Source organism: Streptomyces sp. NPDC008137 (assembly GCF_042957035.1).
Lineage (GTDB): Bacteria > Actinomycetota > Actinomycetes > Streptomycetales > Streptomycetaceae > Streptomyces.
This window is the reverse complement of the sequence record NZ_JBIBHN010000006.1, coordinates 118962-142161: the sequence shown is the minus strand read 5'-3', so window position 1 is coordinate 142161 and position 23200 is coordinate 118962. Positions and strand designations below refer to the sequence as shown.

Genomic DNA, 23200 nt, shown 5'->3' with positions numbered 1-23200 from the left:
GCAGCAGAAGAATGCCCCCGCGGTGCAGCAACACCCGGGGGCTCGACACCAGGAGCAACACCTCCCGATGCGCGTTCATCGTACGGCGCCCACGCGCGCCATTTCATCCCTGTCGCACTCTCTTCTCCATGACCGGAGCCTCTCCTGGTGCGCGGTGGGCGTACTGACGTACCTATTGACGCTCCCGCCCGGCACCCGCGTCACCGCCCGCGCGCTCGCCAAGTGTCGCGGGGAAGGCCGGGGCCGGATCGCTCGTGCCGTGCGCGAGCTGGAGAAATCGCGGTATCTGCGGACGGTGGCCGATGCGGGCCGGGGGTGGGGTCGACGCCACTCCGGCTACGACGTCTACGAGGTGTTCGACACTCCGTACGAATGTGAGCCACCGGCGGGTGAACCTGAAAAAGTGCGGACCCCCGCCCCCGATGCGCCCGGCTCGTCGAGTCAGCGCACGCTCCACGCCGCCCGCCTGCTCGGCTCGCTCGGCATCACGCATCCCTGCCTCACCCTGGGCGCCTCCCAGGTGTGGCGGCTCGCGCCGCTGGTGGTGGAGTGGTGGGACGCGGGGACGAGCGATGCGGGGGTGCGGGCGGCGCTCACCGGCGAATTGCCCTCGCGCGTGCCCTCGCCCGCGGCGCTGGTCGAACACCGGCTCCGCCACCAGCACCCGCTGACCCGTCAACAAGCTTCCGCGTAGCCCCTGTCGAGACGCCCGGCCCGCATCCGCGCGCCGGACCCTGCGAAGAAACGGAACATGGATGATCGTCGCACTCGTACGCCCCGAGGCGGTATACCATCGGTATACTGCCCTCATGCCTGACACCACGATCAAGGTCGACCCCGCTGTCCGTGACCGCCTCCAGGAGTTGGCCCGGGACCGCGGCATCAGCATGCGGGACCTCGTGGCGGAGCTGGCAGGTGCCACGCCCACCAAGGATGAGCTGCGCAAGCGGTACGAAGAGACCAAGGCGTACGTGGAGGAGCACTTCCTCGACAGGCCGTACACCGAGGAGGACGAGAAGGCCGGCGAGAGGCTGTGGGCCGACCTGGAGGCCGGGCGCATCGGGGAGGTCCAGTGACCGAGAAGGCCCCGTACCCGCTGCCGCGTGCCGTTGTCTTCGACGACACCGCCGCCCTGGCGCTCGGCGCGGGCAACAGCATGGCCTCCCGGCTCGTCGTCGAGGCGGGGAAGGACCCCGCGCTGCGCGTGTACATCCCGGCGCTCAGCCTCGCCGCCGCCGAGCGGGAGCGGGCCGGGGTGGCCGAGCACCTCGGCGCGCTGCCGTCCGTCGACATCGAAGGGCTCGACTTCCCCGCCGCGACCGCTGTGGGGAAGCGGCTGGGCACGGCGGCCGGCGGGGACGACGATGCGTTCGGCAAGGACGAGCCGGACTGGAGCGGCGCTCACGTGCTGCACCTCGCCCTGCCCACCGTCGAGTGGCCGCACGGCCGTCCCGTGCTGACCCGGACGCCCACCCGCTACCGCGGCACAGGCATCCGTACGATCCGCATCGTCGAGCAGAACTGACGGCCGTGCTGCGGGGGAAGGGTGCTGCCGTTTCCCGTTCTCCCCTGTCGCGAGCAGCGCACTCTCAGCTGAACACGATCATCGACCCCTGCGCCAGACTCCGCGTCACCGCCGCGTGCAGCCCGAGCCAGACGTGCCGTTCGCGGGCGAACGGGCTGGGGTCGTAGGGGGCGGGGACGGCGGGTTCCTCCAGCTCCGTGGGGGCCAGGGGCGCCTGGGGCGCCGCCGGCGGGTTGGCCGGGTCGATGCCGAGGGCCGGGGCGACCGTCTCCAGCTCCCGCAGCAGGGCGTGCGAGGAGCCCAGCGGGCCGCCGCCCGCGAGGAGATCGTCGTCGGCGAGCGGGCTGGGGAAGTCGACGGGGACGTACGCGCCCGCGTGGTCGTAGTGCCATACGAGGTGCGACTGCTGGGCCGTCGACTCGAACATCTCCAGCAACTGCTCGTAGTCGCCGCCCAGTTCGTCCACGGGCGTCACCGGCAGGCCGCACACCTGGAGCAGATAGGCGCGGCGCAGGAAGTGCAGCGCGTCGTAGTCGAAGCCCGCGACCGGGGCGACCTCGCCGGACAGGCCCGGCATGTACTGGTACACCGGCACCGGCGGCAACCCGGCCTCGGCGAGCACCTTGTTGTATTGCGCGAGTTCCTCGGCGAACGGGTTGTCCGGCGTGTGGCACAAGACGTCGACGAGCGGTACCAGCCACAGGTCACAGGCCAAAGAAGGCTCCTCGCTCAGCTCAGCGGTCGGGTGGCGTCGGTTGGCACGGTGGTCAGGGAAGGGTATCGGTGCGGCACGGCTCAGGCTCCTGTCGTGCATGTCCCATACCCATACGGACAGCCGCGACGCAGGCCATCAGGAGGAGAGGCGCTCGATCAGGGCGAGCGAGTGCGAGTTGTAGCCGGAGATGATCGACCGGGCGGTGCCGGTGTCCTGGGCGGCCAGGGCGTCGACCAGCGAGGTGTGGCCTGCCCACAGTTCGCCGCGCAGGTCGGGGAGGCGGCGCAGATGCTGCACCGCGCCGACCCAGGTCTGGACGCGCAGCCGGTGCAGGAAGTCGCCCAGATACGGGTTGCCGAAGAGGGCCGCGAGCTCGCGCCAGTAGCGCAGGTCGTAGCCGATGAGGACGGTGAGGTCACCGGCCGCGGCGGCCCGCTGGGCCTCCTCGCCGCGCCGCCGGACCCCGGCGAGCACGGCGGAGACCCGGGGGTCGTCGGGCTGGAGCGAGGCCCGCTGCCCGGAGGTCAGGGCGTGGAACATCCCCTCGATGACCAGGTCGCGGGCCTCGATCATGCCGCGGAAGTCCTCGGCCGAGTACTCGCGGACCCGGAAGCCGCGGTGCTGGTCGGCGTCGAGGAGCCCCTGCGCGGAGAGGTCGACCAGGGCCTCGCGCACCGGCGTCGCGGACACCCCGTACTGCTCGGCGATCTCCTTGACCGTGAACTCCTGCCCCTGCTGGAGCCGACCGGCCAGCACCTCGTCACGGAGCGCGTCCGCGATCTGCTGGCGCAGGGTGCTGCGCGTCACGGCGCCGTTGCCGGTACTGCCGGGCATGGTCAGGGCGTCTCCCTCGTCGCGTTCGGGTGGCGTGCGCGTATATGTCTACGAGCACGCCACCTTACGCGTTCGAATGAGGGCCGAGGTTGTCGGTTACTGACGGGTTTACAGGTGTTTACTCCGCGTACTGATAACTCCGAGTGTCCCTGTTCACACCGTGTACTCGTCGGCCACCGACAGTGCCGTGTCCAGCACCGCGAGGCCCTCCTTCAGCTCCGCCTCGCTGATGTTGCAGGGTGGCACCACATGCGTCCGGTTCATGTTCACGAACGGCCACAGCCCGCCGCCCTTCGCGGCGGCGGCGAAGGCGGCCATCGGCGCGTTCGCCTCCCCGGCCGCGTTGTACGGCACCAGCGGCTCGCGCGTCTCCCGGTCGCGCACCAGCTCCAGCGCCCAGAACATGCCGGTGCCGCGCACCTCACCCACGCTGGGGTGCCGCTCGGCGAGCGCGCGCAGCTCCGGCCCGAGGACGGACGCGCCCAGCCGGGCCGCGTTCTCGACGACGCCCTCCTCCGCCATGACATTGATCGTCGCCACGGCCGCCGCGCAGGCCAGCGGGTGCCCGGAGTAGGTCAGACCGCCGGGGTAGGGCCGCTTCCCGAACGTCTCCGCGATGGCACCGGAGATCGCGACACCGCCGAGCGGCACATAGCCGCTGTTCACGCCCTTCGCGAAGGTCAGCAGGTCGGGCGTGACGTCGAACAGGTCGGCCGCGAACCACTCACCGGTCCGCCCGAACCCGGCCATGACCTCGTCCAGGACGAAGACGATCCCGTGCTTGTCGCATATCTCGCGCACCCCGGCGAGGTAGCCGGGCGGCGGGACCATGATCCCGGCCGTGCCCGGGATCGTCTCCAGGATGATCGCCGCGACCGTCGAGGGCCCCTCGAAGGCGATCGTCGTCTCCAGGTGCTCCAGCGCCCGCGCGCACTCCTGCTCCTCGGTCTCGGCGTAGAAGCGGGAGCGGTAGAGGTAGGGCGCCCAGAAGCGCGCGACCCCGGCCGTGCCGCTGTCGGAGGCCCAGCGGCGCGGGTCGCCGGTGAGGTTCACGGCCTGCTGCGTGCCGCCGTGGTAGGAGCGATACGCGGAGAGCACCTTCGGGCGGCCCGTGTGCAGACGGGCCATCCGGATCGCGTGCTCGACGGCGTCGGCGCCGCCGTTGGTGAAGAAGATCTTGTCCAGGTCGCCCGGGGTCCGCTCGGCGATCAGCCGTGCGGCCTCCGACCGTGCCTCGATCGCGAACGCGGGCGCGAACGTCGTCATCTTCGCCGCCTGCTCCTGGATCGCGGCGACGACCTTGGGGTGCTGGTAGCCGATGTTCGTGTAGACGAGCCCACTGGAGAAGTCGAGGTAGCGGCGGCCGTCGTAGTCCCAGAAGTGCGACCCCTCCGCGCCGGCGACGGCGAGCGGGTCGATGAGCTCCTGGGCGGACCAGGAGTGGAACACATGGTCACGGTCGGCGGCCTTGACGGCGGCGCCGGCTTCGGGGTTCGGCTGAGGGGTCATGCGGGCGAGCGTAGGCATGCGGGGTGCGGGCGGAAAATCGGCGTCGTGTGTGAGGTCCGGGGGTTTCCGCGACAGGTTGTCGACGGGGAGGTGTCGCACGGAGGACCTATTGACAACATGCTGTCGAGTCGACAGTATGTTGTCATACTCGAACTCCTGGAGGAGTCATGAGCGCCAAGCCCGTCCATCTCGCGGTCTACGACACCCTCGCCGACTGGGAGACCGGCCACGCCACGGCCCAGCTCGCCCGCGCCGGCCACACGATCCGCACGGTCGGCCCGACCACGGCCCCCGTCACCAGCATCGGCGGACTGCGCGTCCAGCCCGACGCGGCTCTGGACGACGTACGGCCCGAGGACAGCGCGCTGCTGATCCTCCCGGGCGCCGACCTCTGGGACACGAGCGACGACCTCGCGCCCTTCGCCCGCAAGGCCCGGGCCTTCCTGGAAGCGGGCGTCCCGGTCGCCGCGATCTGCGGCGCCACCGCCGGACTCGCCCGGGAGGGCCTGCTCGACGACCGCGACCACACCAGCGCGGTCTCCTTCTACCTGGCCGCGACCGGCTACGCGGGCGGCGAGCGCTACGTCGAGACCGACGCCGTCACCGACGGCCCCCTGGTCACGGCCGGCCCGACCGAGCCCGTCGCCTTCGCCCGGGAGATCCTCCGGCTGCTCGGGGTCTACGAGGGCGAGGTGCTCGACGCCTGGTACCGGCTGTTCCACGACTCCGACCCGGCGGCGTACGCGGTGCTGGAGAAGGCCGGCGCCCTGTGAGCCGGGAGCGTCAGGACCTGTTCAGCCGCGGCGCCCTCGGGGTGTTCAGGCTCAACGGCCAGTTCCTCGCCGTCGCGGAGGAACTGGCCAAGCCGGCCGGGCTCACCGCCGCTTGGTGGCAGGTGCTCGGCGCGGTCCTCGGGGAGCCGCTGCCCGTCTCCGGCATCGCCCGCGCCATGGGCATCACCCGGCAGAGCGTCCAGCGCATCGCCGACCTGCTGGTGGAGCGAGGCCTCGCCGAGTACCGGCCGAACCCCGCGCACCGCCGCGCCAAGCTCCTCGCGCCGACCGAGGAGGGACGCGCGGCGATCGCCCGGATCGACCCCGGGCACGCTAAGTTCGCCGACCGGCTGGCCGAGGCGTTCGGCGAGGTGGAACTGGCGGAGGCGGTGCGGCTGCTGGAACGTCTGTCCACGGTGCTCGACCAGGCGGGTCCGCCTGTTACGGAACCGTAGAGTTCGCCCAGGTCACCCCGCCCCGCCCCCGCACTATTCTCGATCTGTTGCTCACGTGTGGGGGGAAGGCGGCTGAGCGATGGAGAAACTGGGGCCCGGGGATCCCGTAGGCATCGGTGCCTATCGGCTGCTGGCGCGGCTCGGCGCCGGCGGCATGGGGCAGGTGTATCTGGCCCGCTCCGAGCGGGGCCGTACGGTCGCCGTGAAACTCGTGCGCGAGGAACTGGCCGCGCAGGAGGAGTTCCGGGAGCGGTTCCGGCAGGAGGTGCGGGCCGCGCGGAGGGTCGGCGGGTACTGGACGGCGCCGGTGCTGGACGCGGACACCGAGGCGACCGTGCCGTGGGTCGCCACCGGGTACGTCGCCGGGCCGAGCCTCCAGCAGGTCGTCGGGCACGACCACGGTGCCCTGCCCGAGCGGACGGTCCGCATCCTCGCGGCCGGGCTCGCGCACGCGCTGAAGGACATCCACGCCGCCGGCATCGTCCACCGCGACCTCAAGCCGTCCAACGTGCTGGTCACCATCGACGGCCCGCGCGTCATCGACTTCGGTATCGCACGGGCCCTGGAGACCGTGACGGACGGCGGGCTCACGCGCACCGGCGCGCTCGTCGGATCGCCCGGCTTCATGGCGCCCGAGCAGGTGCGGGGCGACCGCATCACCCCGGCCTGCGACGTCTTCTGCCTCGGCTCCGTCCTCGCCTACGCCGCGACCGGCGCCCTCCCCTTCGGCACCGCGGGCAGCGGTGTGCACGCGCTGATGTTCCGCATCGCCCAGGAGGAACCGGACCTGACGGGCGTCCCCGAGGGCATCGCCGACCTGGTTCGCGACTGCCTGCGCAAGGACCCCGCCGCCCGCCCGACCCTCGACCGCGTCCTGGAACGCACGGGCGCCGACGACACCGTCTCCGACGGCCGCGCCCTCGACCCGTGGCTGCCGGGAGCACTGGTCGCCCAACTGGGGCGGCACGCGGTGCGGTTGCTGGACGCGGAGGACCCGGAGGGGGCCGGTGCGGCTGACGGGCCCTTGGAAGGGGCGCGGGGCAGTGACACAGGCGGCTCCGCCGCGGGGGCGCGACCAGCCCCCGCCGGCCCGCAGCCGGAGTACGGAGCCGGCGCCACCCCCGAACACGCCCCAGCCGCCGACGAATCGTCACCGAACCCCGTGCCACAGGCACCCACCGCTCCGCCCCCGCCGGGCCAACCGGGCGAGGGCCCACCGCTGAACCACCTGCCCACCATGGTCGCGGGCCAGGGCGTACGGCCCGCCCCATACGCACCCCCGCCCCCGTACCCGACACCGGCACCGGCACCGGCCTACGGCTACCCCCAGCAACACCCCCAGCCCGGCCCCGCCTACCCCGCCCACGGCGGCGGCCTCGGCGGCGGCCTCGGCTCCACCCCGCCCTACGGCCCGCCCCCGTACGGCACGTCCCCGCCCTACGGCCCCGCGCAGGAGCCGCCCCGAAGCGGCCGTTCCACCGCGCTGCTCGTCGCGATCGCCCTGGTCGTCGCGCTGGCCGCGGGCGGCTCGGTGTACGCGCTGATGCAGGGGCGTGAGGGCGACCGGGCCGATGACCGCCCCACCCCCACGCAGGACACCGGCGCCCCCACGGACTCCGGCCCCTCCCCGGAGGCCTCGCGGGCGGACACCACCGCCTCCCCGGCGAACGGCGCGATCCCCACGGCGTACCTCGGCACCTGGACCACCACCATCGACAACGCCGACGGGCAGCACACCCGCTCCCTGACCATCCGGCAGGGCGAGCCCGGCGACCCGGTCCTGTCCCTCGTGGCGGACGGCCCCACGGCCTCGGGCGGCACCTACCACTGCGTCTTCGAGGGCGAGCTGACCGACGACCCCGGCTCCGACGGCCCGTTGAAGATCGGCCCGTCCACCGTGACCGTCGGGCAGCCGCGCTCCGCCTGCACACCGGGCGAGGCCACCGAGGTCACCCTCCTGACGGACTACACGCTCCAGCGCGTGAACACGAGCAGCGGGGAGCAGCTGACGTACTCGAAGGAATGACCAACTCCCGGTTCCCCGGCAGTCGTTGAACGTCCGGCGAATTCAAGCCGACGAAATCCGGATACTCGCTCGTACAGCCGTACGGTGACCAGGCGATCGATTTCGTCCGGGCGGCGGCGGGGGCACGCACGATGGAGTGGCTGAGCGCGGAGAACCTCGTGGCCGTGGCGACGGCCCTCCTCGGCATCATCGCCTCGGGCGTCATGGTCTGGTACGAACGGCGGGTGCCGCGCCGCAAACGCGTCGGCTACCGCGTGCAGATGGACAACCCCATCGGCGACGACGTGCGCTCGGGCCGCGCCAACCGCCGTCTCGGCCTGTTCGACGAGGCCCCGGACATGTCCGACGCGACGCTCGTCCTGCTGCGCGTCGAGAACGACGGCTCGCAGGGCATCGACCGCGACGACTACACCGGCCCCGAACTGCACGGCCTGACCGCCGTGTTCGCGGGCCGCACCGTCCGGGGCGTGTCGGTGACCCAGCCGTCGGACACCGACCACCTCATGGACCACTTCACCGCGGCCCGCGGCTTCGCCTACGAGGGCAACACCCTGCGCATCCCTCGCGTCCCGCTCAACCGGGGCGACCACTTCAAGCTGCTCGTGCTGCTCGCCGGCGGCGATGTCGGCGACGAGATCCGGCTGGTCGGCGGCCTGCGCGACGGCGAGGTGCACCCCAACCGCAGTGCCACGCCGGACGACAAGCCGCCGCTGTTCAGCCGGGCGGCGCGGCTGATCACCCTCGCGCTCACGGTGAGTGTGGTCACCCTGGCGGCGATCGTCGTCGTCCAGGACGACAACCCGCCCCCGATCGGCTGCGCGAGCGGCACCCTCACCCTCACCGGCTCGACCGCCTTCGCGCCGGTCCTGCGCGAGGTGGCCGCCAAGTACGAACGGGACTGCGGCGGCGACCCGGCCATCGAGGTGGACACCCACGGCTCGACGGCCGGGATCCGGGAGCTCGCGGCGGCCGGAGCCGAGGCGGCACGGGACGGACGGGGCTCACCGCCCTTGGTGGCCCTCTCGGACGGCCCCAAGCCGGCCGGCCTGCCCGAACTGCGCGAGAACCGGGTGGCGGTGTCCGTCTTCGCGCTGGTGGTCAACGACGACGTGGGCCTGAAGAACCTCTCCACGGCGGACGTACGGCGGCTCTACCGGGGCGAGATCCGCAACTGGAAGCAGCTCGGCGGCCCGAACCTGCCCGTCCACCTGGTCAGCCGGGACGCGGGCTCCGGGACGAGACAGGTCTTCCAGCGCCGGGTGCTGGGACGGGGCGAGATCGCCAACTCCTCCGTCGACTGCGTCCACAAGGACGACCCGACGGCGGCCGTCATCCGCTGCGAACTCGACTCCACGGAACAGGTGCTGACCACGGTCGCCGGCCTCCCGGGCGCCGTCGGCTACAGCGAACTCAACCTCGCCGCCCGCGCGAAGGGCCTGCACTCCCTGCGCCTGGACGGCGACCCCGCCTCCGTCGACGCCATCGAACACGGCACGAGCGACTACCCGTACCGCGAGATCGAGTACGCCTACACCTACGGCCGCCCCCCGGCCGACTCCCTGGCATCGAGCTTCCTGACCTACCTCTCCCGAGGCAACGGCCAGGACGTCACCCGCACCCACGGCCACGTCCCGTGCTGGACCCCGGAGGGCCTGACCTTGTGCGCGCAGGACGCTTAGCTGCGGGCATGCGTGCCGCCCCAGCTGCGGGCATGCGTGCCGCTGGGGGCGGCACGGGTGGGCGCAGCGGCACCCCGCAACGCCGGGCTGCGCACCCACCCGCCCCCAGCCACAACCCCGAGCACCGGTCACCGCGGCTCCGGCGGCCGCTGCCGAGGCATGTTCGGCCGCGCACCCCCCGCCGGCGGCACGGAGAACCGCCCGTTCACACCCCCCACCTCAGCCCCCCGCCCCCCACCGGACAACACCACCGCCTGCACCCCCACCGGCGCACCCCCGGCCCGGAACTCGCCCATCCAGTCCCCGGTCTCCACCCGGACCAGCTCACTCATGTCCTCGGTGAACCTCCGCAGCACCGCGAGGCACCGCTCGGCGGCCTCACCGGCCGTCCCCTCCGCGGGCCCCAGCACCTCCCGCACACACTCCACCGCCCAGTCGAACTGCAGCGCCTGCAGCCGCCGCTGCACGGCCTGCGCGGTAGCCACGTCCCGCATCCAGCCCGACGTCACCCCGAAATACCGGTCGGCGGCCACACACGCCACCCCCAGCAGCAGCGCCAGACACCCCCAGGGCGCGACCCCGCCCACGGCACCGGTCAGATCCAGCAGGGGCAGCGCGACGCCGGTGACCGCCCCCGCCGCGGCCCCGCAGCGCAGCACCCGCGCGCACCGCCGCTTCCACACCCGGTCCTCGAGATACCAGGCCGCCGTCCGCAGCGCCCCGCGCTCCACCCACCGGTACAGCTCGTCCAGCCGGGCCGCCGGCTCGCCCCAGTCCCCGAGCGGAAAGGCCCGCCCGGTCAGATCGCCCGGCCGCGGCCGGGTCGCCCCCTCGCCCCGTCCGTCCTGAGGCGGCACCTCGGGCTGCATCTCCGGCTGACCCACCCGGCACTCCCTACTGACCACGAACGACCATGTACGACCCTGTACGACCACGCGCGGTTCACGCCGAATCACACTGCGCGACGGACGACCCACCTGACGCGCCGGACCCTTCCTACCCCCCAATGGGTGGCGAAGACGCAGCTTTCGCCACTTTTCCGCCCGGAAGTATTCCTTGATCCGGTATAGGGCGCGAGGGGGACTCACTCGAAAGAGTGCTGGGGCGACGGCAGGCCTGACCACGTAGGCTCGTGCCGAACGGGAAAACCCGTACCGAGCAAGGAGCTGATCGTGATTCCCGGTGGTGGCCAGCCCAACATGCAGCAGTTGCTCCAGCAGGCCCAGAAGATGCAACAGGACCTGGCGCAGGCACAGGAGGAGCTGGCGCAGACGGAGGTCGACGGGCAGGCGGGCGGTGGCCTGGTGACCGCGACCGTCACCGGCGCCGGCGAACTGCGCGCCCTGAAGATCGACCCGAAGGCGGTCGACCCCGACGACACCGAGACCCTGGCCGATCTGGTCGTGGCGGCGGTCCAGGCGGCCAACGAGAACGCGCAGGCCCTCCAGCAGCAGAAGCTGGGCCCGCTCGCGCAGGGTCTGGGCGGCGGCGGCATCCCCGGTCTGCCGTTCTGAGACGCCCGCCGCCTTCCTCGGACGGGCGGCGGACAACTACCGTACGTACGGAAAGGCCGTACGCGACGAACGACCCCGAAGAACCCGAAGTCCCAGGAAGGGCAGTCCGTTGTACGAAGGCGTGGTCCAGGACCTGATCGACGAGCTGGGGCGGCTGCCCGGCGTCGGTCCCAAGAGCGCCCAGCGGATCGCCTTCCACATCCTGCAGGCCGAACCGACGGACGTACGGCGCCTCGCCCAGGCCCTCATGGAGGTCAAGGCGAAGGTCCGCTTCTGTGCGACCTGCGGCAACGTCGCGCAGGAGGAGCTGTGCAACATCTGCCGCGACACCCGGCGCGACCCCGCCGTCATCTGCGTGGTCGAGGAGCCGAAGGACGTCGTGGCGATCGAGCGGACGCGTGAGTTCCGGGGCCGGTACCACGTCCTCGGCGGCGCGATCAGCCCGATCGACGGGGTGGGGCCCGACGACCTGCGCATCAGGGAGCTGCTCGCCCGGCTCGCCGACGGCACGGTCACCGAGCTGATCCTCGCCACGGATCCGAATCTCGAAGGCGAGGCGACAGCGACGTACCTCGCCCGCATGATCAAGCCCATGGGCCTGAAGGTCACCCGCCTGGCCAGCGGCCTCCCGGTGGGTGGCGACCTGGAATACGCGGACGAGGTCACCCTCGGCCGCGCCTTCGAGGGGAGACGACTCCTAGATGTCTGACGCCACGCTGCACGCGACCGACCAGAACCCGGACGACTTCGCGGTCCAGATCGCGGACCAGGTCGAGAGTTTCCTGGTCGCCGTCACGGAGGTCGCGAAGGGCGACGAGCCGGAATCGGCCGTGCCCTTCCTCCTCCTGGAGGTCTCCCAGCTCCTCCTGGCCGGCGGCCGGCTCGGCGCGCACGAGGACATCGTGCCGGACGAGCGCTACGAGCCCGACTCGGGCCCCGAGCCGGACGTCGACGAACTCCGCGAGAACCTGGCCCGCCTCCTCGACCCGATCGACATCTACTCCGAGGTCTTCGACCCCTACGAGCCCCGCAAGGCCCCGGTCCCGGCCCGGATCTCCGACGACCTCACGGACGTCATCACGGATCTGCGCCACGGCATGGCCCACTACCGCGCGGGCCGCACCACGGAGGCCCTGTGGTGGTGGCAGTTCTCCTACTTCTCCAACTGGGGCTCCACCGCCTCCGCGACCCTCCGCGCCCTCCAGTCGGTCCTCGCCCACGTCCGCCTCAACCAGCCCCTCGCCGAACTCGACGGCCTGGACACGGACCAGGGCATGGGCGACGACACGCTGGAATTCGAGGCGGGCCGGGTCATGGTGGAGGAGATCGCGGGGCCGCTGGGGATGCGCGAGGTCAAGTAGCCTCGGCCGGCCGGTCGGTGCCCGGCTCCCGCGCCATGACCAGGCCGGGTACGTCGGGCAGCGCGGCGCGGACGGCGGCGCGGACGCGCTGGAGATCGACGTCCAGTCGTTCCAGCCGCTCCACGAGTTCCCGGGCGGGCAGGCCGAAGTGGCGGGCGATGTACAGAAAGTCGGAGATCGGCTCGCCGAGGACGGCGGGCGGGGTGCGCTTGCCCGGGGCGGGTTTCAGCCGGGAGATTTGGTGGTCGGTCTCGTCCAGCAGGCCGATCCGGTCCTCGGGGACCCGGAAACCGAACGCGGACAGTCGTTCCGCGATCTCGTGGGGTTTCTTGGACAGCCTCGGGGCGACGGCGACCAGATGGTGCAGGGGCACGGGCCGGCCTTCGTCGAGCGGCTGCTTGGTCTCGTCGTCCATGCCGAGGAGATAGTGGTCGAACGCGTAGGCGTCCTCCGGTGCCGCCTCGAGCGGAGCGATCAGCCCGTACTGGGCGAGACGGTCGACGACGGCCCGCGGGGGCATGCCGAGGCCGCCGGACTTCAGGACCACGTGGTGTACCGACACCGGCCGGTCCGGGGAGAGCGGCTCCCCGGAGGTCCCGGGGTGCCGCACCACCTCGAGCAGGATGTCGTCCTTGGGCTCGGCGCTCGGAGGGAAGGAGATGTCCGGTGGTACGAGACCGTAGGCGCGCAGCCGGGACGCCACCTCCGCCGGCGGGAGTCCGGTCTTGATCGACGCCCTGGCCACCTGATGGACCGTCATGGAATCGTCCGCCCGGATCCAGGGGGCCTTGGCGTTGGCGTGGGCGCTGAGGAGCACCACGTCCGTGTCGTTCGCCCGGTCCGGCAGCGCGGAGGGTGTGGGGAGTCCCAGCGCCTCGATACACCGGGCCATCTCGGGCGGGGGCACGTCCCGCGCGGATGAGGCGCGGGCCAGTACGCCGGGCGGGATCGCGTCCTTCTCGCCGAGGCTTCGCCACTCACGGGCGCCCCACCCCCATTCCGTGCTCCGCCGGAGGAAGTCGTCGGCCTGCTCTTCCCGGGCGGGGGCGAGTTCCGGACGGAAGCCGAGGGCCCGCAGGTCCCGTGCGACGTCGGGCACCGTCCGCTCCAACTCGGCTGCGGCATGCAGCACATGGCCGAGGGGAACCGGCTCTTCGGGGTCCAGCGGATCCTTCCCGCGCAGCTGGTGGCTGACCAGACGAAGTGTCTTGTCGTCCGCGGCTTCCAGCAGGGGAACGTCCGCGGTGACGGTGAAGCCGAACCACCTCAGCCACTGGACGGCGGTGCCGAGGCCGATGCCGAGCTCGCGGTGAGCTTTGAGGAGGTGCCCGGGAGCCACTGGTCGGCGGACTCCGAGCCAGGGGCTGCGGCCGTTGAGGTCACGGCTGAGCAGGACGAGTGCCCGCTCGTCCAGGTCCTCCGCCGACGGGTCGGGTTCCGGGACGGTGAGTCCGAACGCCCTCATGCGCCGGGCGGCCTCACCGAGACTGATGCCGAACTCGACACGGGCCTTGAGCAGGTGCCCCGGGGGCACTGTGCCGACGCCGCGGAACCAGGACGACAGCGAACCACGAGAGCGGGGGAGTGGAGGAGTCAGGTTACTGCTGAGGAGCGCGAGGTTGATCTCGTCGACGAGGGGATCCTCCTCGGTGGGGCTCGGTGTCGCCAGGCGCAGGTCCCGCATGCGCTCCACGGCCTCGCGGTAGGTGATCCCACGGATGCCGGCCAGGAACAGCGCGTGCCCCGGAGCGGCCAGGTCGCTCTCGATGTCCCGGAAGGGCCAGTGGCGCTCGTTCCAGACATCGAGGACAGGGGTGCACGCGAGGACGTCGGACGGAAGCGCGGGAAGCACCCGCTCCACCTGTTCCAACTCCGGAACGACCGCCGCGAGTGCCGTCAGCTCGGCGTTGGGCCGGTGGGCGAGCAGCCGCCAGAGCAGGATGCGGTCGTCCATGGTGCCGCCCACTCTCCCGGCCGGGGTTTCGCCGAGGGCCGCCGCGTAGTCCCTGAGGGTGGAGTCGCGCTGGTGGACGGTCAGGATGTCCAGGGGGAAGAACCCGGTGGCGGCCATGGCCGACCGATGGCCGTGGAGTTCCATCTCGTACCCGGCCGCGCCCGCCGCCTCCGTCACGAGGTCGGCGAGCCGGGGACTGTGGCCCGCGATCTCGGCGAGCCACTCGGCGTCCAGAAGCGGGGGGTTGGCCGCGAGGAGCGCCGGCAGCGCGGCCCTGAGCAGGGACTCCACGTCCGCGCAGACGTCGGTGTCGAGGATCTCCGTGCGGTCCACGGAGAGCCGGCGGGGCCGGGTCCTGCCGGTGAGGTTGACCACGGCACCGCGCAGCCGGCGCGTATCGCCCGGATCGGTCAGCACGCCTCGCCGTACCCGGGGTTCGGTGTGGATCCCGTCGACCAGGACGCCTCCTCCGTACCGGCACCAGACGACCTGGCCGTCCGCCCCGTCGGGTCCGGCAGGCCAGGAGACCAGGCGGCCGTGGGCCTCGAAGCCGTCGGTTCGCAGCCCGAGTGCCTCCCGGGGGCGCGGCGCACCGGGTTCCCACGTCACGGTCTGCCCGCCCTGCCGGGCGGTGGTCGCGAACTCCGCGATGCCCAGGAGCCTGCGCAACTCCCTGACACAGGAGGGCGCCTTGTCGTCGTCCCGCAGATACAGGCGGACCGTGGTGCCGATGGATCCCGCACGGCCGGTGGGCCGGACCCGGAAGTAGTGGCCGGGGCCGCTGATCAGGACCGTGATCTCGCGTAAGCGGCCGTCGGCACCGTTCATGTGACAGGTGGTCACCCGGATCTCGTCGGCGAGCATGAAATAGCTGAGCACGCCGATGCCGAACCGGCTGTTCGGATGCATGGTGACGCCACGGCTCTGCCACTCCTGCCGTTCCTCCTGGAACCGCGGAAGATCCGTGAAACGTACGCCGGCCTGCGAGAACACCTCCGACAGGGTGACCTCGTCCATGCCGACGCCGTTGTCCCTGCACTCCAGGTAGTGCCGGTTTTCGTCCTTGTCGTACCCCTGGGTGAAGTCGATCCGTCCCCGGTACCCGCTGACGCTCTCGGCGGCCTGGGACCGGGCCCGGCGGTAGCGGCAGGCGTCCAGGGCGTTCTGGTAGAGCTCGCGGATGGCGAGGGACCGGTCGCGGTAGAGGTTCTCCCCCATGAGGAGTTCCTGGACGCGTTCCTCGTCGAGCCGGAAGCGGATGACACCGCCGACGGGAACGGCCTTGCCCGCGGTGTCGACTTCACGGACCTCCTCGGCACCCGTGTACAGGGGCAGCGCGTCGAAGCCGGGCGCCACCGCCCGCCGCACGGACCGCAGCAGGGACTCCAGCCGGTGGGTGTGCTCGGTGAGGGCGGCCACCACGGCGGGATGGCCGCAGCCGGCCCTGAGCCCGATTCCCTCCCCACGCGGCTGCCAGGAGGCCTTGTCCACCGTGGCGAGGAGCCTCGCCGGGTCGAGGGGGTCGGGAACGCCCACGTGCCGGATGATCACCGACGAGAGGTCCGTGGCCTCGATCGCCATGCCGTGTGCGACGGCGAAGAGGGCTCCCACCAGCCGTTCCCGCACGTCCTGGAAGTCCCGGCCGTCGAAGTCCACTTGGTAGGGGTACTCGCGCAGATGGTCCGGGCGGGCGGTGTCGAACAACTCGTTGGGTCCGGAGTGGGCGGAGCCCAGCAGGCGCGCCAGGAGCTCCGGGTCGAGTACGGCCTCGAGGCCGGTGCCCTCGGCGCCCACCGCCGACAGGAACTCCGTGAGCCGCCCCGGCTGCCGTCCCGCCCACTGGTGGAACAGCCACCATCCGATCTCGCGCCGCCCGTCGGGGCGGTCCTTCAGCGCACCCAGTTCCGCCCGCCGGACGAGCCGTTCATTGCCGGCCAGCAGCACCTCGTACAGCCGCCGTTCCTCGTCCGGCGCGGTCCGCTGCCCGAGGTCCGTCGGACCGACGCGGGACAGTTCGGCCGCCGTCCGTGCCCGGTGCGCCTGATGGAGGAAGGGGAGCAGGGCGATGAGGGTGGCCTCGGCGGGGGAGACGAGGACCGTGCCGCCGCTCCGGAGCAGGCCTATGAGCCAGTTCGTCCAGCGGGAGATCCGCCGGGCCAAGTGGACGTCGTGCCAGGGGTCGTCGGCGAGCTCCGCCCGCGCCTCGTCGTACAGCTCCGCCAGCCGGTCGGCGGTTCTTCGGGCCTGTGCCTTGAGGGCTTCGGCCTGCTCCGTCGCGCCCGGCCCCATCAGCCGCCAGGCCGGGGAGCCCGTGACGTCCTCCCGCCAGCACGGCCGGGCTCCGGAGGTACGGGACATGGCGGGGGGAGGAACACCCGGGCCGGTGAGCCCGTTGCCCTTGCCGCGCTCCGCGCGTGCCCGCGCCGCCAGGGTGCGCCAGTGTTCCTTCGTCGGGATGCGCAGGGCCGGGTTCCTCCGGCGCGCGATGCTCTCCAGGGCGGCGACGAAGAGCACCACTCGTGCGTCGGAGCGGGGGACTCTGCGCATCTCCACCCAGTCCGCGACGCTGCTGTCCGACGGGGCCCCACGGGGGGAGGCCAGGACTGCCCGGATCTCCGCGTGCACGGCGGCCGGGTCGGGCTTCTCGGCCAGCTGCAGCAGCCTGGCCAGTTCCGTCCAGTAGGTGTGTGGTTCCTTCATGGCCCCCGTACCCGTGTGCTCGCGCCGCCCCCGATGGTTCCGAGTCGGGCGACTCGGCCGACTCGGAAAGTTCCAAGCTACCGAGCTGACCTGCGGAGCAACGCCCGATCGCGCAGATTGCCCGACTCGGCGGCCGGTCCCTCCCGGCACCTTCGTGGACGTTCCCGCCGTCCCGAGGCCCTCGAAGGAGCCGCAATGGATCCGCTTCTCGTTGCCGCCCTGTGCGTGTGCAGCGTCCTCACCCTGCTGATCGTCGCCCTGGCGTCCGTGCTGTTCGTGCGTTCCGCGCTCGACGGAACCGAGTCCGAGGACCGGGCCAGGATTCTGGCCGCCCTGGCCGAGGTGATCCGGGCGGTACGGGGGAGGCGGTGAGAGTTGGGGGCATCCTGCATCTCCCCTGTACGTCCGCTGCACGGGCCCTAACCGGCGAAACGCGAGTCTGGAGTCACCTCAGCAACTCCACTCGATCCCACCGGAGATGAACATGACCCGCCGTCCCGCAGCCACGTCCATACGCAAGCGCGTCGCCGTCGCCACCGCTGTGGCCGTCGTCGCCGCCGGCACCTTCGCCGCCGGTGCCGGGGTCGCCGGTGCCGACTCCGGGGGCAAGGGCAGGCAGCACGCCAAGCCGGTCACCAAGGCGCAGGTGCTCGGGCTGTTCGACAACTGGAACCGCGCGTTGCGGACGGGTGACCCGAAGAAGGTCGCCGACCTGTACGCGAAGGACGCGGTCCTGCTGCCGACCGTCTCCGACAACGTGCGTACCGACAGAGCCGAGATCGTCGACTATTTCGAGCACTTCCTCAAGAACAAGCCGCACGGGAAGAAGATCGAGTCCGTCGTCAACGTCCTCGACCGGAACAGCGTGATCGACACGGGTGTGTACGAGTTCGCGCTCACCGACCCGGAGTCGGGGGAGAAGAGCGACGTCAAGGCGCGCTACACCTACGCCTACGAGAAGCAGCCGGACGGCACGTGGCTGATCGTGAACCACCACTCCTCGAAGATGCCCGAGGGGTGAGCACCTGAAGGGGCCTCAGCCACCGGCACGGTGGGGCGCCGCCCGTAGCGTGATCGTCACGCACAGGCCGCCGCCCGGGGCGTCGGTGAGCGCCACGGTTCCGCCGTCGTCCGTCGCCAGTTGCCGGACGACGGCGAGACCCAGGCCCGAACCGGACTTCCCGGTCAGGCCCTGGCCGCGCCAGAACCGGTCGAAGGCGCGGGACTTCTCGGCGTCCGACATGCCGGGCCCCTCGTCCAGGACCGACACCCCCACCACATCGCCCCCGGGGTCCACGCGGACGGTGATCGTCCCGCCGTCCGGTGACACCTCCAGGGCGTTGGAGAGCACGTTGTCCAGCATCTGGTCCAGATGACCGGGGCTGGCCAGCACAGACGGCCGGCCGTCGGCACTCCCCCTGAGCGCGATGGTGACTCCGCGCTCGTCGGCGGCCGGTCTCCACACGGCGAGCCGTTCCCGCACGAGGTCCATCAGCGGGAGCGGCTCGGCCGCCGTCACCTTGGCCTCGGCCCGGGCCAGCACCAGCAGCCCGTTGACCAGGCGGCTCATGCGGACGACCTCGGCCGTCGCCTGCTCCACGTCCTCGTGCACGAACGCGTCGTCCACGCCGTCCGCGATGTTGTCCAGGGACAGCCGCAGCGCGGTGAGCGGGGTGCGCAGCTGGTGGGAGGCGTCCGCCACGAAGATGCGCTGGGCGGCGATCAGCGTGTCCAGGCGTTCCGCGCCCTGGTTGAGGGTGCGGGCGAGGGTCTGGGTCTCCGGCGGCCCGGTCACCGGGGAGCGGGCGGTCAGGTCGCCGTCACTGAACTTGCTGGCCATGTCGTTGAGCTGGCGCAGCGGCCGGGTGATGCGGCGGGCGGCGAACGCGCCGATCGCGGCGGCCGCCGCGAGCACGACCACCGCGAGCCCGGCCCGGAAGCCCCAGATCTGCCAGAGCCGCCTGGTCATGTCCGAGGTCGAGTAGACGATCCGCACGGCCGCGTCCCTCCGCGCGGGGACGGTGACCTCCAGGTGCTCGCCCCAGACGAAGTCGGACCCCCAGTCCGTCGTCACCTCGTTCTTCTCCAGGGCCCGGGTCAGCGCCTCGTCCGCGGCGGGCTCCGGCAGCTTCGGGTCGCAGGAGGCGGTGGGGGTCGCCTGTACGTCGCCGTACGCCCTGGCCACCTCGGTCAGGGCCTCGCACGAGGCGCCGGTGCCGTTGCTCAGCAGCAGTGCCATCGTGTTCGCCTCGCGCAGGACGGACTGCCTGGTGTCGTCCCGCAGCTGCTTGGTGAGGGTGAACGCGACCGGCACCGTGAACAGGAAGATGGCCACCGCGACCAGGAGGATGTAGCTCCGGATGAGCTGCCGGTTCATGAGGTCCCGACGTCCTTGACGATCTCCAGCCCGTCCTTGACGATCTCCAGCCGGAAGCCGACCCCGCGCACCGCCTCGATCGCGATCGCTCCGGCGAGTTTGCGCCGCAGCGCCGCCACGTGCACGTCGAGCGTCTTGGTCGGCCCGAACCAGTTGGCGTCCCAGACCGCTTCCATGATCTGCTCGCGCGACATCAGCGCCCCGGGCTCCTCGGTGAGGAAGGCCAGCAGGTCGTACTCCTTGGGCGCGAGGGCCACCTCCTCGCCGTCGAGGCGTACCCGGGCGGCCTTGCGGTCGATCGTCAGGCGCGTGCCGTAGCGGTCGGGGCCGCCGGCCGGGGCGCCCGGCCCGGGCGTACGGGCCTGCGTGCGGCGCATGACCGCTCGTATCCGGGCGATGACCTCCCGGACGCCGAACGGCTTGGAGACGTAGTCGTCCGCGCCGAGCTCCAGGCCCACCACCCGGTCCGTCTCGTCGCTGCGGGCGCTGATCACGATGATCGGGACGTCGCCGCGCTCGCGCAGCGCCTTGCAGACGTCCAGGCCGTCGGTGTCGGGCAGGCCGAGATCCAGCAGGACGACGTCGTAGGGGCCCTCGTGCCGCAGCGCCGCCGCGCCCGTGGTCACCCACTCGACCTCGAAGCCGTAGCGCCTCAGCCCACGGCGCAGGGATTCGGCGACCGGCTCATCGTCTTCCACCAGGAGTACACGCACAGCCGAACCCTAGTGCTTGAAAGTTGGCTTACCGGGGCCGGTCGACGGACGATTGTGACGCCGGGCACTTTCTCGCGTGGCCTGTGTCCAGGTGGGCATGAGCAGCTCTGAACGAGTACCCCGGAAATCTCACCATGCGATATCGCGGAGGGGATTTTCGGACGCTCGTTAGACTGAGCCGACCGCGGTACGAATGCGTATGAGCGGATAGAGACGGATTGAGCGAGGAGCGCACGTGGGCCTTGTCGTGCAGAAGTACGGAGGCTCCTCCGTAGCCGATGCCGAGGGCATCAAGCGCGTCGCCAAGCGAATCGTGGAAGCGAAGCAGAACGGCCACCAGGTGGTTGCCGTGGTTTCCGCGATGGGCGACACGACGGACGAGCTGATCGATCTCGCCGAGCAGGTATCCCCGATGCCTGCCGGGCGCGAGCTCGACATGCTGCTGACGGCCGGAGAGCGGATCTCCATGGCGTTGCTGGCCATGGCGATCAAAAAGCTGGGCCACGAGGCCCAGTCGTTCACCGGAAGCCAGGCAGGTGTCATCACCGACTCGGTCCACAACAAAGCGCGCATCATCGATGTCACGCCGGGCCGGATCAAGAACTCGGTGGACGACGGCAACATCGCGATCGTGGCCGGTTTCCAGGGCGTCAGCCAGGACACCAAGGACATCACCACCCTCGGCCGCGGCGGCTCCGACACCACGGCGGTGGCTCTCGCCGCCGCCCTCGACGCCGACGTCTGCGAGATCTACACGGATGTCGACGGCGTGTTCACCGCCGACCCGCGCGTGGTGACCAAGGCCCGGAAGATCGACTGGATCTCCTTCGAGGACATGCTCGAACTGGCGGCGTCCGGATCGAAGGTGCTGCTCCACCGTTGCGTGGAGTACGCCCGCCGGTACAACATCCCGATCCACGTCCGGTCCAGCTTCAGCGGACTCCAGGGCACGTGGGTCAGCAACGAGCCAGTCGTTCAGAAGAAGCAGCAGCAAGGGGAGAAGCAGGTGGAGCAGGCTCTCATCTCCGGTGTCGCGCACGACACCTCCGAGGCCAAGGTCACCGTCGTCGGTGTGCCGGACAAGCCGGGCGAGGCGGCTTCGATCTTCCGCACGATCGCCGACGCCGAGCTCAACATCGACATGGTCGTGCAGAACGTGTCCGCGGCCTCCACGGGCCTGACGGACATCTCCTTCACGCTGCCGAAGACCGACGGCCGCAAGGCCATCGACGCGCTGGAGAAGAACAAGGCCGGCATCGGCTTCGACTCGCTGCGCTACGACGACCAGATCGGCAAGATCTCCCTGGTCGGCGCCGGAATGAAGACGAACCCGGGTGTCACGGCCGACTTCTTCGGCGCGCTGTCCGACGCCGGGGTGAACATCGAGCTGATCTCGACCTCCGAGATCCGCATCTCGGTCGTCACGCGCGCCGACGACGTACCCGAGGCCGTCCGCGCCGTGCACACCGCCTTCGGGCTCGACTCCGACAGCGACGAGGCTGTCGTCTACGGAGGCACCGGCCGCTGATGGCCCACCTCCGACAGGACGCCCGGACCGGCAGGTCCGGGCGTCCGACGCTTGCCGTGGTGGGCGCGACCGGGGCCGTCGGCACGGTCATGCGCCAGATCCTGTCCCAGCGGGCCGACGTCTGGGGCGAGATCCGGCTGATCGCCTCCCCCCGCTCGGCCGGTCGCAAGCTGGCCGTGCGCGGCGAGGAGACCGAGGTCATGGCGCTCACCGAGGAGGCCTTGGACGGGGTCGACGTCGCCATGTTCGACGTCCCCGACGAGGTCGCCGAGCGGTGGGCGCCGCTCGCGGTCGCCAAGGGCGCGGTGGTCGTCGACAACTCCGGCACGTTCCGGATGGACCCGGACGTGCCGCTCGTCGTGCCCGAGGTCAACCCGCACGCCGTGCGGATGCGGCCGCGCGGGATCATCGCCAACCCCAGCTGCACGACGCTCTCCATGATCGTGGCCTTGGGCGCGCTGCACGCCGAGTTCGGGTTGCGTGAGCTCGTCGCCTCCTCGTACCAGGCGGTCAGCGGCGCCGGGCGGGAGGGCGTGGCCACCCTGCGGCGGCAGCTGTCCCTGGTCGCCGGCACGGAGCTGGGCGCCGGCCCCGGTGACGTACGGCGGGCCGTCGGCGACGACACCGGGCCGTTCCCGGAGCCGGTCGCGCTGAACGTCGTGCCCTGGGCCGGTTCGGCACGCGACGACGGCTGGTCCTCCGAGGAGCTGAAGGTCCGGGACGAGTCCCGCAAGATCCTCGGCCTGCCCGAGCTGCCCGTGGCCGTCACCTGTGTCCGGGTGCCGGTGATCACCACGCACTCGCTGACCGTGCACGCCCGCTTCGAGGGCGAGGTCACCGTCCAGGGGGCCCGCGAGATCCTCGCCACGGCGCCCGGTGTCGTGCTGTTCGACAACCCGGAGGCCGGGGAGTTCCCGACCCCCGCCGATGTCGTCGGCACCGATCCGACCTGGGTCGGCCGGGTGCGGCGGGCGCTGGACGACCCCACGGCGCTCGAACTCTTCGTGTGCGGGGACAACCTGCGCAAGGGCTCCGCGCTCAACACCGCGCAGATCGCCGAGGTGGTGGCCGCCGAGCTGTCTGTGTCGTAGGCGGTTTGTAGGATCTGTGTACGACATGTGAGCTGATCGATGGTCCGGACCACTTGTCCAGGGCGCTTCGGCATCAGAGGATTTATCTCCCCGTCCTCCGCAACCGTGCGGAGGGCGGGGAGCGTCTTTGCGGTCGCCCTTCGGCCGCAAGCGCTTCATCAGGCGTGGGGACGCCTGGAACCGGGCGTGGGGACGTCCGTTCATAATTGGACATAGGGGAAGAGCGGGACGCATGAGGGCATTTGACGCACCATCTGTTGTGCAGCCTGACGCGGGTAGACCGTCCACGGCGACGGTCGGCGTGAAAGTGACGCCCGGCACGTACAACCCTCACCGGGGTGAGCGTGTCCAACAGGCGTGGCAGAGGTACTCGACTTCAGTTCGGCACGCGGCACGGTCCTCCGACCGCCCCGTCCGGCGGCTCTACGACCCCGCATGGCCGGTAC

At 71.5% G+C, this 23200-nt stretch carries 21 protein-coding genes; 14 read left to right on the top strand and 7 right to left on the bottom strand.

All coding sequences use genetic code 11. The features are described from left to right. Positions 1–259 precede the first annotated feature (259 nt). From ACFZBT_RS12305 to ACFZBT_RS12295, 3 genes are all read left to right on the top strand, one after another. Positions 260–694, top strand: coding sequence for a hypothetical protein (locus ACFZBT_RS12305; protein ID WP_391101764.1), 435 nt, complete (start codon positions 260–262; stop codon positions 692–694). A gap of 115 nt (positions 695–809) precedes the next feature. Then, positions 810–1076, top strand: a complete 267-nt coding sequence (locus ACFZBT_RS12300) for a hypothetical protein (RefSeq protein ID WP_391101761.1) — start codon at positions 810–812, stop codon at positions 1074–1076. Continuing rightward, positions 1073–1525, top strand: a complete 453-nt coding sequence (locus ACFZBT_RS12295) for a hypothetical protein (RefSeq protein WP_391101759.1) — start codon at positions 1073–1075, stop codon at positions 1523–1525. The genes ACFZBT_RS12300 and ACFZBT_RS12295 overlap by 4 nt, the downstream gene beginning before the upstream one ends. Positions 1526–1589: 64 nt before the next feature. Here ACFZBT_RS12295 and ACFZBT_RS12290 read toward each other — a convergent pair whose 3' ends face one another. The 3 genes from ACFZBT_RS12290 to ACFZBT_RS12280 all read right to left on the bottom strand — a co-directional run bounded on the left by ACFZBT_RS12290 (position 1590) and on the right by ACFZBT_RS12280 (position 4583). Then, positions 1590–2240 (bottom strand): hypothetical protein, encoded by a 651-nt coding sequence (locus ACFZBT_RS12290; protein WP_376388725.1) that lies wholly within the window; start codon positions 2238–2240, stop codon positions 1590–1592. Positions 2241–2375: 135 nt separating this feature from the next. After that, positions 2376–3074, bottom strand: a complete 699-nt coding sequence (locus ACFZBT_RS12285; protein WP_391101755.1) for a GntR family transcriptional regulator — start codon at positions 3072–3074, stop codon at positions 2376–2378. Between the two features lie 153 nt (positions 3075–3227). Then, complete coding sequence (locus ACFZBT_RS12280; RefSeq protein ID WP_391101752.1) at positions 3228–4583, bottom strand: aminotransferase class III-fold pyridoxal phosphate-dependent enzyme; 1356 nt, start codon at positions 4581–4583, stop codon at positions 3228–3230. A gap of 167 nt (positions 4584–4750) precedes the next feature. On the opposite strand from ACFZBT_RS12280, the gene ACFZBT_RS12275 reads away from it, so the two are divergent. The 4 genes from ACFZBT_RS12275 to ACFZBT_RS12260 all read left to right on the top strand — a co-directional run bounded on the left by ACFZBT_RS12275 (position 4751) and on the right by ACFZBT_RS12260 (position 9516). Then, complete coding sequence (locus ACFZBT_RS12275) at positions 4751–5356, top strand: DJ-1/PfpI family protein (RefSeq protein WP_391101750.1); 606 nt, start codon at positions 4751–4753, stop codon at positions 5354–5356. Then, entirely contained in the window at positions 5353–5811 is a 459-nt protein-coding gene (locus tag ACFZBT_RS12270; protein ID WP_391101748.1) for a MarR family transcriptional regulator, read from the top strand. The genes ACFZBT_RS12275 and ACFZBT_RS12270 overlap by 4 nt, the downstream gene beginning before the upstream one ends. A gap of 79 nt (positions 5812–5890) precedes the next feature. Then, on the top strand, positions 5891–7837 hold the full coding sequence (locus tag ACFZBT_RS12265; RefSeq protein ID WP_391101746.1) for a protein kinase: 1947 nt from the start codon (positions 5891–5893) through the stop codon (positions 7835–7837). A gap of 131 nt (positions 7838–7968) precedes the next feature. Further along, a complete protein-coding gene (locus ACFZBT_RS12260; protein ID WP_391101744.1) occupies positions 7969–9516 on the top strand; it encodes a substrate-binding domain-containing protein in 1548 nt (515 codons plus the stop codon). Between the two features lie 128 nt (positions 9517–9644). Here the strand turns inward: ACFZBT_RS12260 and ACFZBT_RS12255 are convergent, their stop codons facing one another. Next, positions 9645–10400: an SLATT domain-containing protein gene (locus ACFZBT_RS12255; protein WP_391101742.1), complete on the bottom strand. Its 756-nt coding sequence runs from the start codon at positions 10398–10400 to the stop codon at positions 9645–9647. A gap of 288 nt (positions 10401–10688) precedes the next feature. Between ACFZBT_RS12255 and ACFZBT_RS12250 the strand changes: the two genes are divergently transcribed. From ACFZBT_RS12250 to ACFZBT_RS12240, 3 genes are all read left to right on the top strand, one after another. After that, positions 10689–11030: a YbaB/EbfC family nucleoid-associated protein gene (locus ACFZBT_RS12250; protein ID WP_078899404.1), complete on the top strand. Its 342-nt coding sequence runs from the start codon at positions 10689–10691 to the stop codon at positions 11028–11030. A gap of 109 nt (positions 11031–11139) precedes the next feature. Beyond that, a complete protein-coding gene (gene recR / locus ACFZBT_RS12245) occupies positions 11140–11739 on the top strand; it encodes a recombination mediator RecR (protein ID WP_003991835.1) in 600 nt (199 codons plus the stop codon). Next, positions 11732–12391 carry a DUF5063 domain-containing protein gene (locus tag ACFZBT_RS12240; protein ID WP_391101740.1) on the top strand — a complete coding sequence of 220 codons (660 nt, stop codon included), beginning with the start codon at positions 11732–11734 and terminating at the stop codon, positions 12389–12391. The genes recR and ACFZBT_RS12240 overlap by 8 nt, the downstream gene beginning before the upstream one ends. Here the strand turns inward: ACFZBT_RS12240 and ACFZBT_RS12235 are convergent. Beyond that, positions 12384–17045, bottom strand: coding sequence for a hypothetical protein (locus tag ACFZBT_RS12235; protein WP_391101738.1), 4662 nt, complete (start codon positions 17043–17045; stop codon positions 12384–12386). The two genes, ACFZBT_RS12240 and ACFZBT_RS12235, sit on opposite strands and share 8 nt — an antisense overlap. Before the next feature lie 195 nt (positions 17046–17240). Here ACFZBT_RS12235 and ACFZBT_RS12230 point away from each other — a divergent pair, with 195 nt between their 5' ends. Together ACFZBT_RS12230 and ACFZBT_RS12225 are read left to right on the top strand one after the other, a co-directional pair. Further along, positions 17241–17417 (top strand): hypothetical protein, encoded by a 177-nt coding sequence (locus tag ACFZBT_RS12230; RefSeq protein ID WP_391101735.1) that lies wholly within the window; start codon positions 17241–17243, stop codon positions 17415–17417. A gap of 112 nt (positions 17418–17529) precedes the next feature. Beyond that, the gene (locus tag ACFZBT_RS12225; protein ID WP_391101733.1) at positions 17530–18066 is read left to right on the top strand and encodes an SgcJ/EcaC family oxidoreductase; all 537 of its coding nucleotides are present in this window, start codon (positions 17530–17532) and stop codon (positions 18064–18066) included. A 15-nt stretch (positions 18067–18081) separates the two neighbouring features. Here the strand turns inward: ACFZBT_RS12225 and ACFZBT_RS12220 are convergent, their stop codons facing one another. Then, on the bottom strand, positions 18082–19422 hold the full coding sequence (locus ACFZBT_RS12220; protein WP_391101730.1) for an ATP-binding protein: 1341 nt from the start codon (positions 19420–19422) through the stop codon (positions 18082–18084). Beyond that, positions 19419–20135 (bottom strand): response regulator, encoded by a 717-nt coding sequence (locus ACFZBT_RS12215; RefSeq protein WP_391101728.1) that lies wholly within the window; start codon positions 20133–20135, stop codon positions 19419–19421. Before ACFZBT_RS12215 ends, ACFZBT_RS12220 begins: the two co-directional genes overlap by 4 nt. A 235-nt stretch (positions 20136–20370) precedes the next feature. Between ACFZBT_RS12215 and ACFZBT_RS12210 the strand changes: the two genes are divergently transcribed. Then, a complete protein-coding gene (locus tag ACFZBT_RS12210) occupies positions 20371–21663 on the top strand; it encodes an aspartate kinase (RefSeq protein ID WP_391101725.1) in 1293 nt (430 codons plus the stop codon). Continuing rightward, positions 21663–22754: an aspartate-semialdehyde dehydrogenase gene (locus tag ACFZBT_RS12205; protein ID WP_391101723.1), complete on the top strand. Its 1092-nt coding sequence runs from the start codon at positions 21663–21665 to the stop codon at positions 22752–22754. The genes ACFZBT_RS12210 and ACFZBT_RS12205 overlap by 1 nt, the downstream gene beginning before the upstream one ends. Positions 22755–23200: the final 446 nt, after the last annotated feature.

Excerpts from the sequence above, each read along its gene's own strand:
- ACFZBT_RS12285 (WP_391101755.1), bottom strand. The coding sequence starts at position 3,074 with ATGCCCGGCAGTACCGGCAACGGCGCCGTGACGCGCAGCACCCTGCGC.
- ACFZBT_RS12300 (WP_391101761.1), top strand. The coding sequence starts at position 810 with ATGCCTGACACCACGATCAAGGTCGACCCCGCTGTCCGTGACCGCCTC.
- ACFZBT_RS12265 (WP_391101746.1), top strand. The coding sequence starts at position 5,891 with ATGGAGAAACTGGGGCCCGGGGATCCCGTAGGCATCGGTGCCTATCGG.
- ACFZBT_RS12220 (WP_391101730.1), bottom strand. The coding sequence starts at position 19,422 with ATGAACCGGCAGCTCATCCGGAGCTACATCCTCCTGGTCGCGGTGGCC.
- ACFZBT_RS12230 (WP_391101735.1), top strand. The coding sequence starts at position 17,241 with ATGGATCCGCTTCTCGTTGCCGCCCTGTGCGTGTGCAGCGTCCTCACC.
- ACFZBT_RS12240 (WP_391101740.1), top strand. The coding sequence starts at position 11,732 with ATGTCTGACGCCACGCTGCACGCGACCGACCAGAACCCGGACGACTTC.
- ACFZBT_RS12235 (WP_391101738.1), bottom strand. The coding sequence starts at position 17,045 with ATGAAGGAACCACACACCTACTGGACGGAACTGGCCAGGCTGCTGCAG.
- ACFZBT_RS12275 (WP_391101750.1), top strand. The coding sequence starts at position 4,751 with ATGAGCGCCAAGCCCGTCCATCTCGCGGTCTACGACACCCTCGCCGAC.
- ACFZBT_RS12205 (WP_391101723.1), top strand. The coding sequence starts at position 21,663 with ATGGCCCACCTCCGACAGGACGCCCGGACCGGCAGGTCCGGGCGTCCG.
- ACFZBT_RS12260 (WP_391101744.1), top strand. The coding sequence starts at position 7,969 with ATGGAGTGGCTGAGCGCGGAGAACCTCGTGGCCGTGGCGACGGCCCTC.
- ACFZBT_RS12225 (WP_391101733.1), top strand. The coding sequence starts at position 17,530 with ATGACCCGCCGTCCCGCAGCCACGTCCATACGCAAGCGCGTCGCCGTC.
- ACFZBT_RS12280 (WP_391101752.1), bottom strand. The coding sequence starts at position 4,583 with ATGACCCCTCAGCCGAACCCCGAAGCCGGCGCCGCCGTCAAGGCCGCC.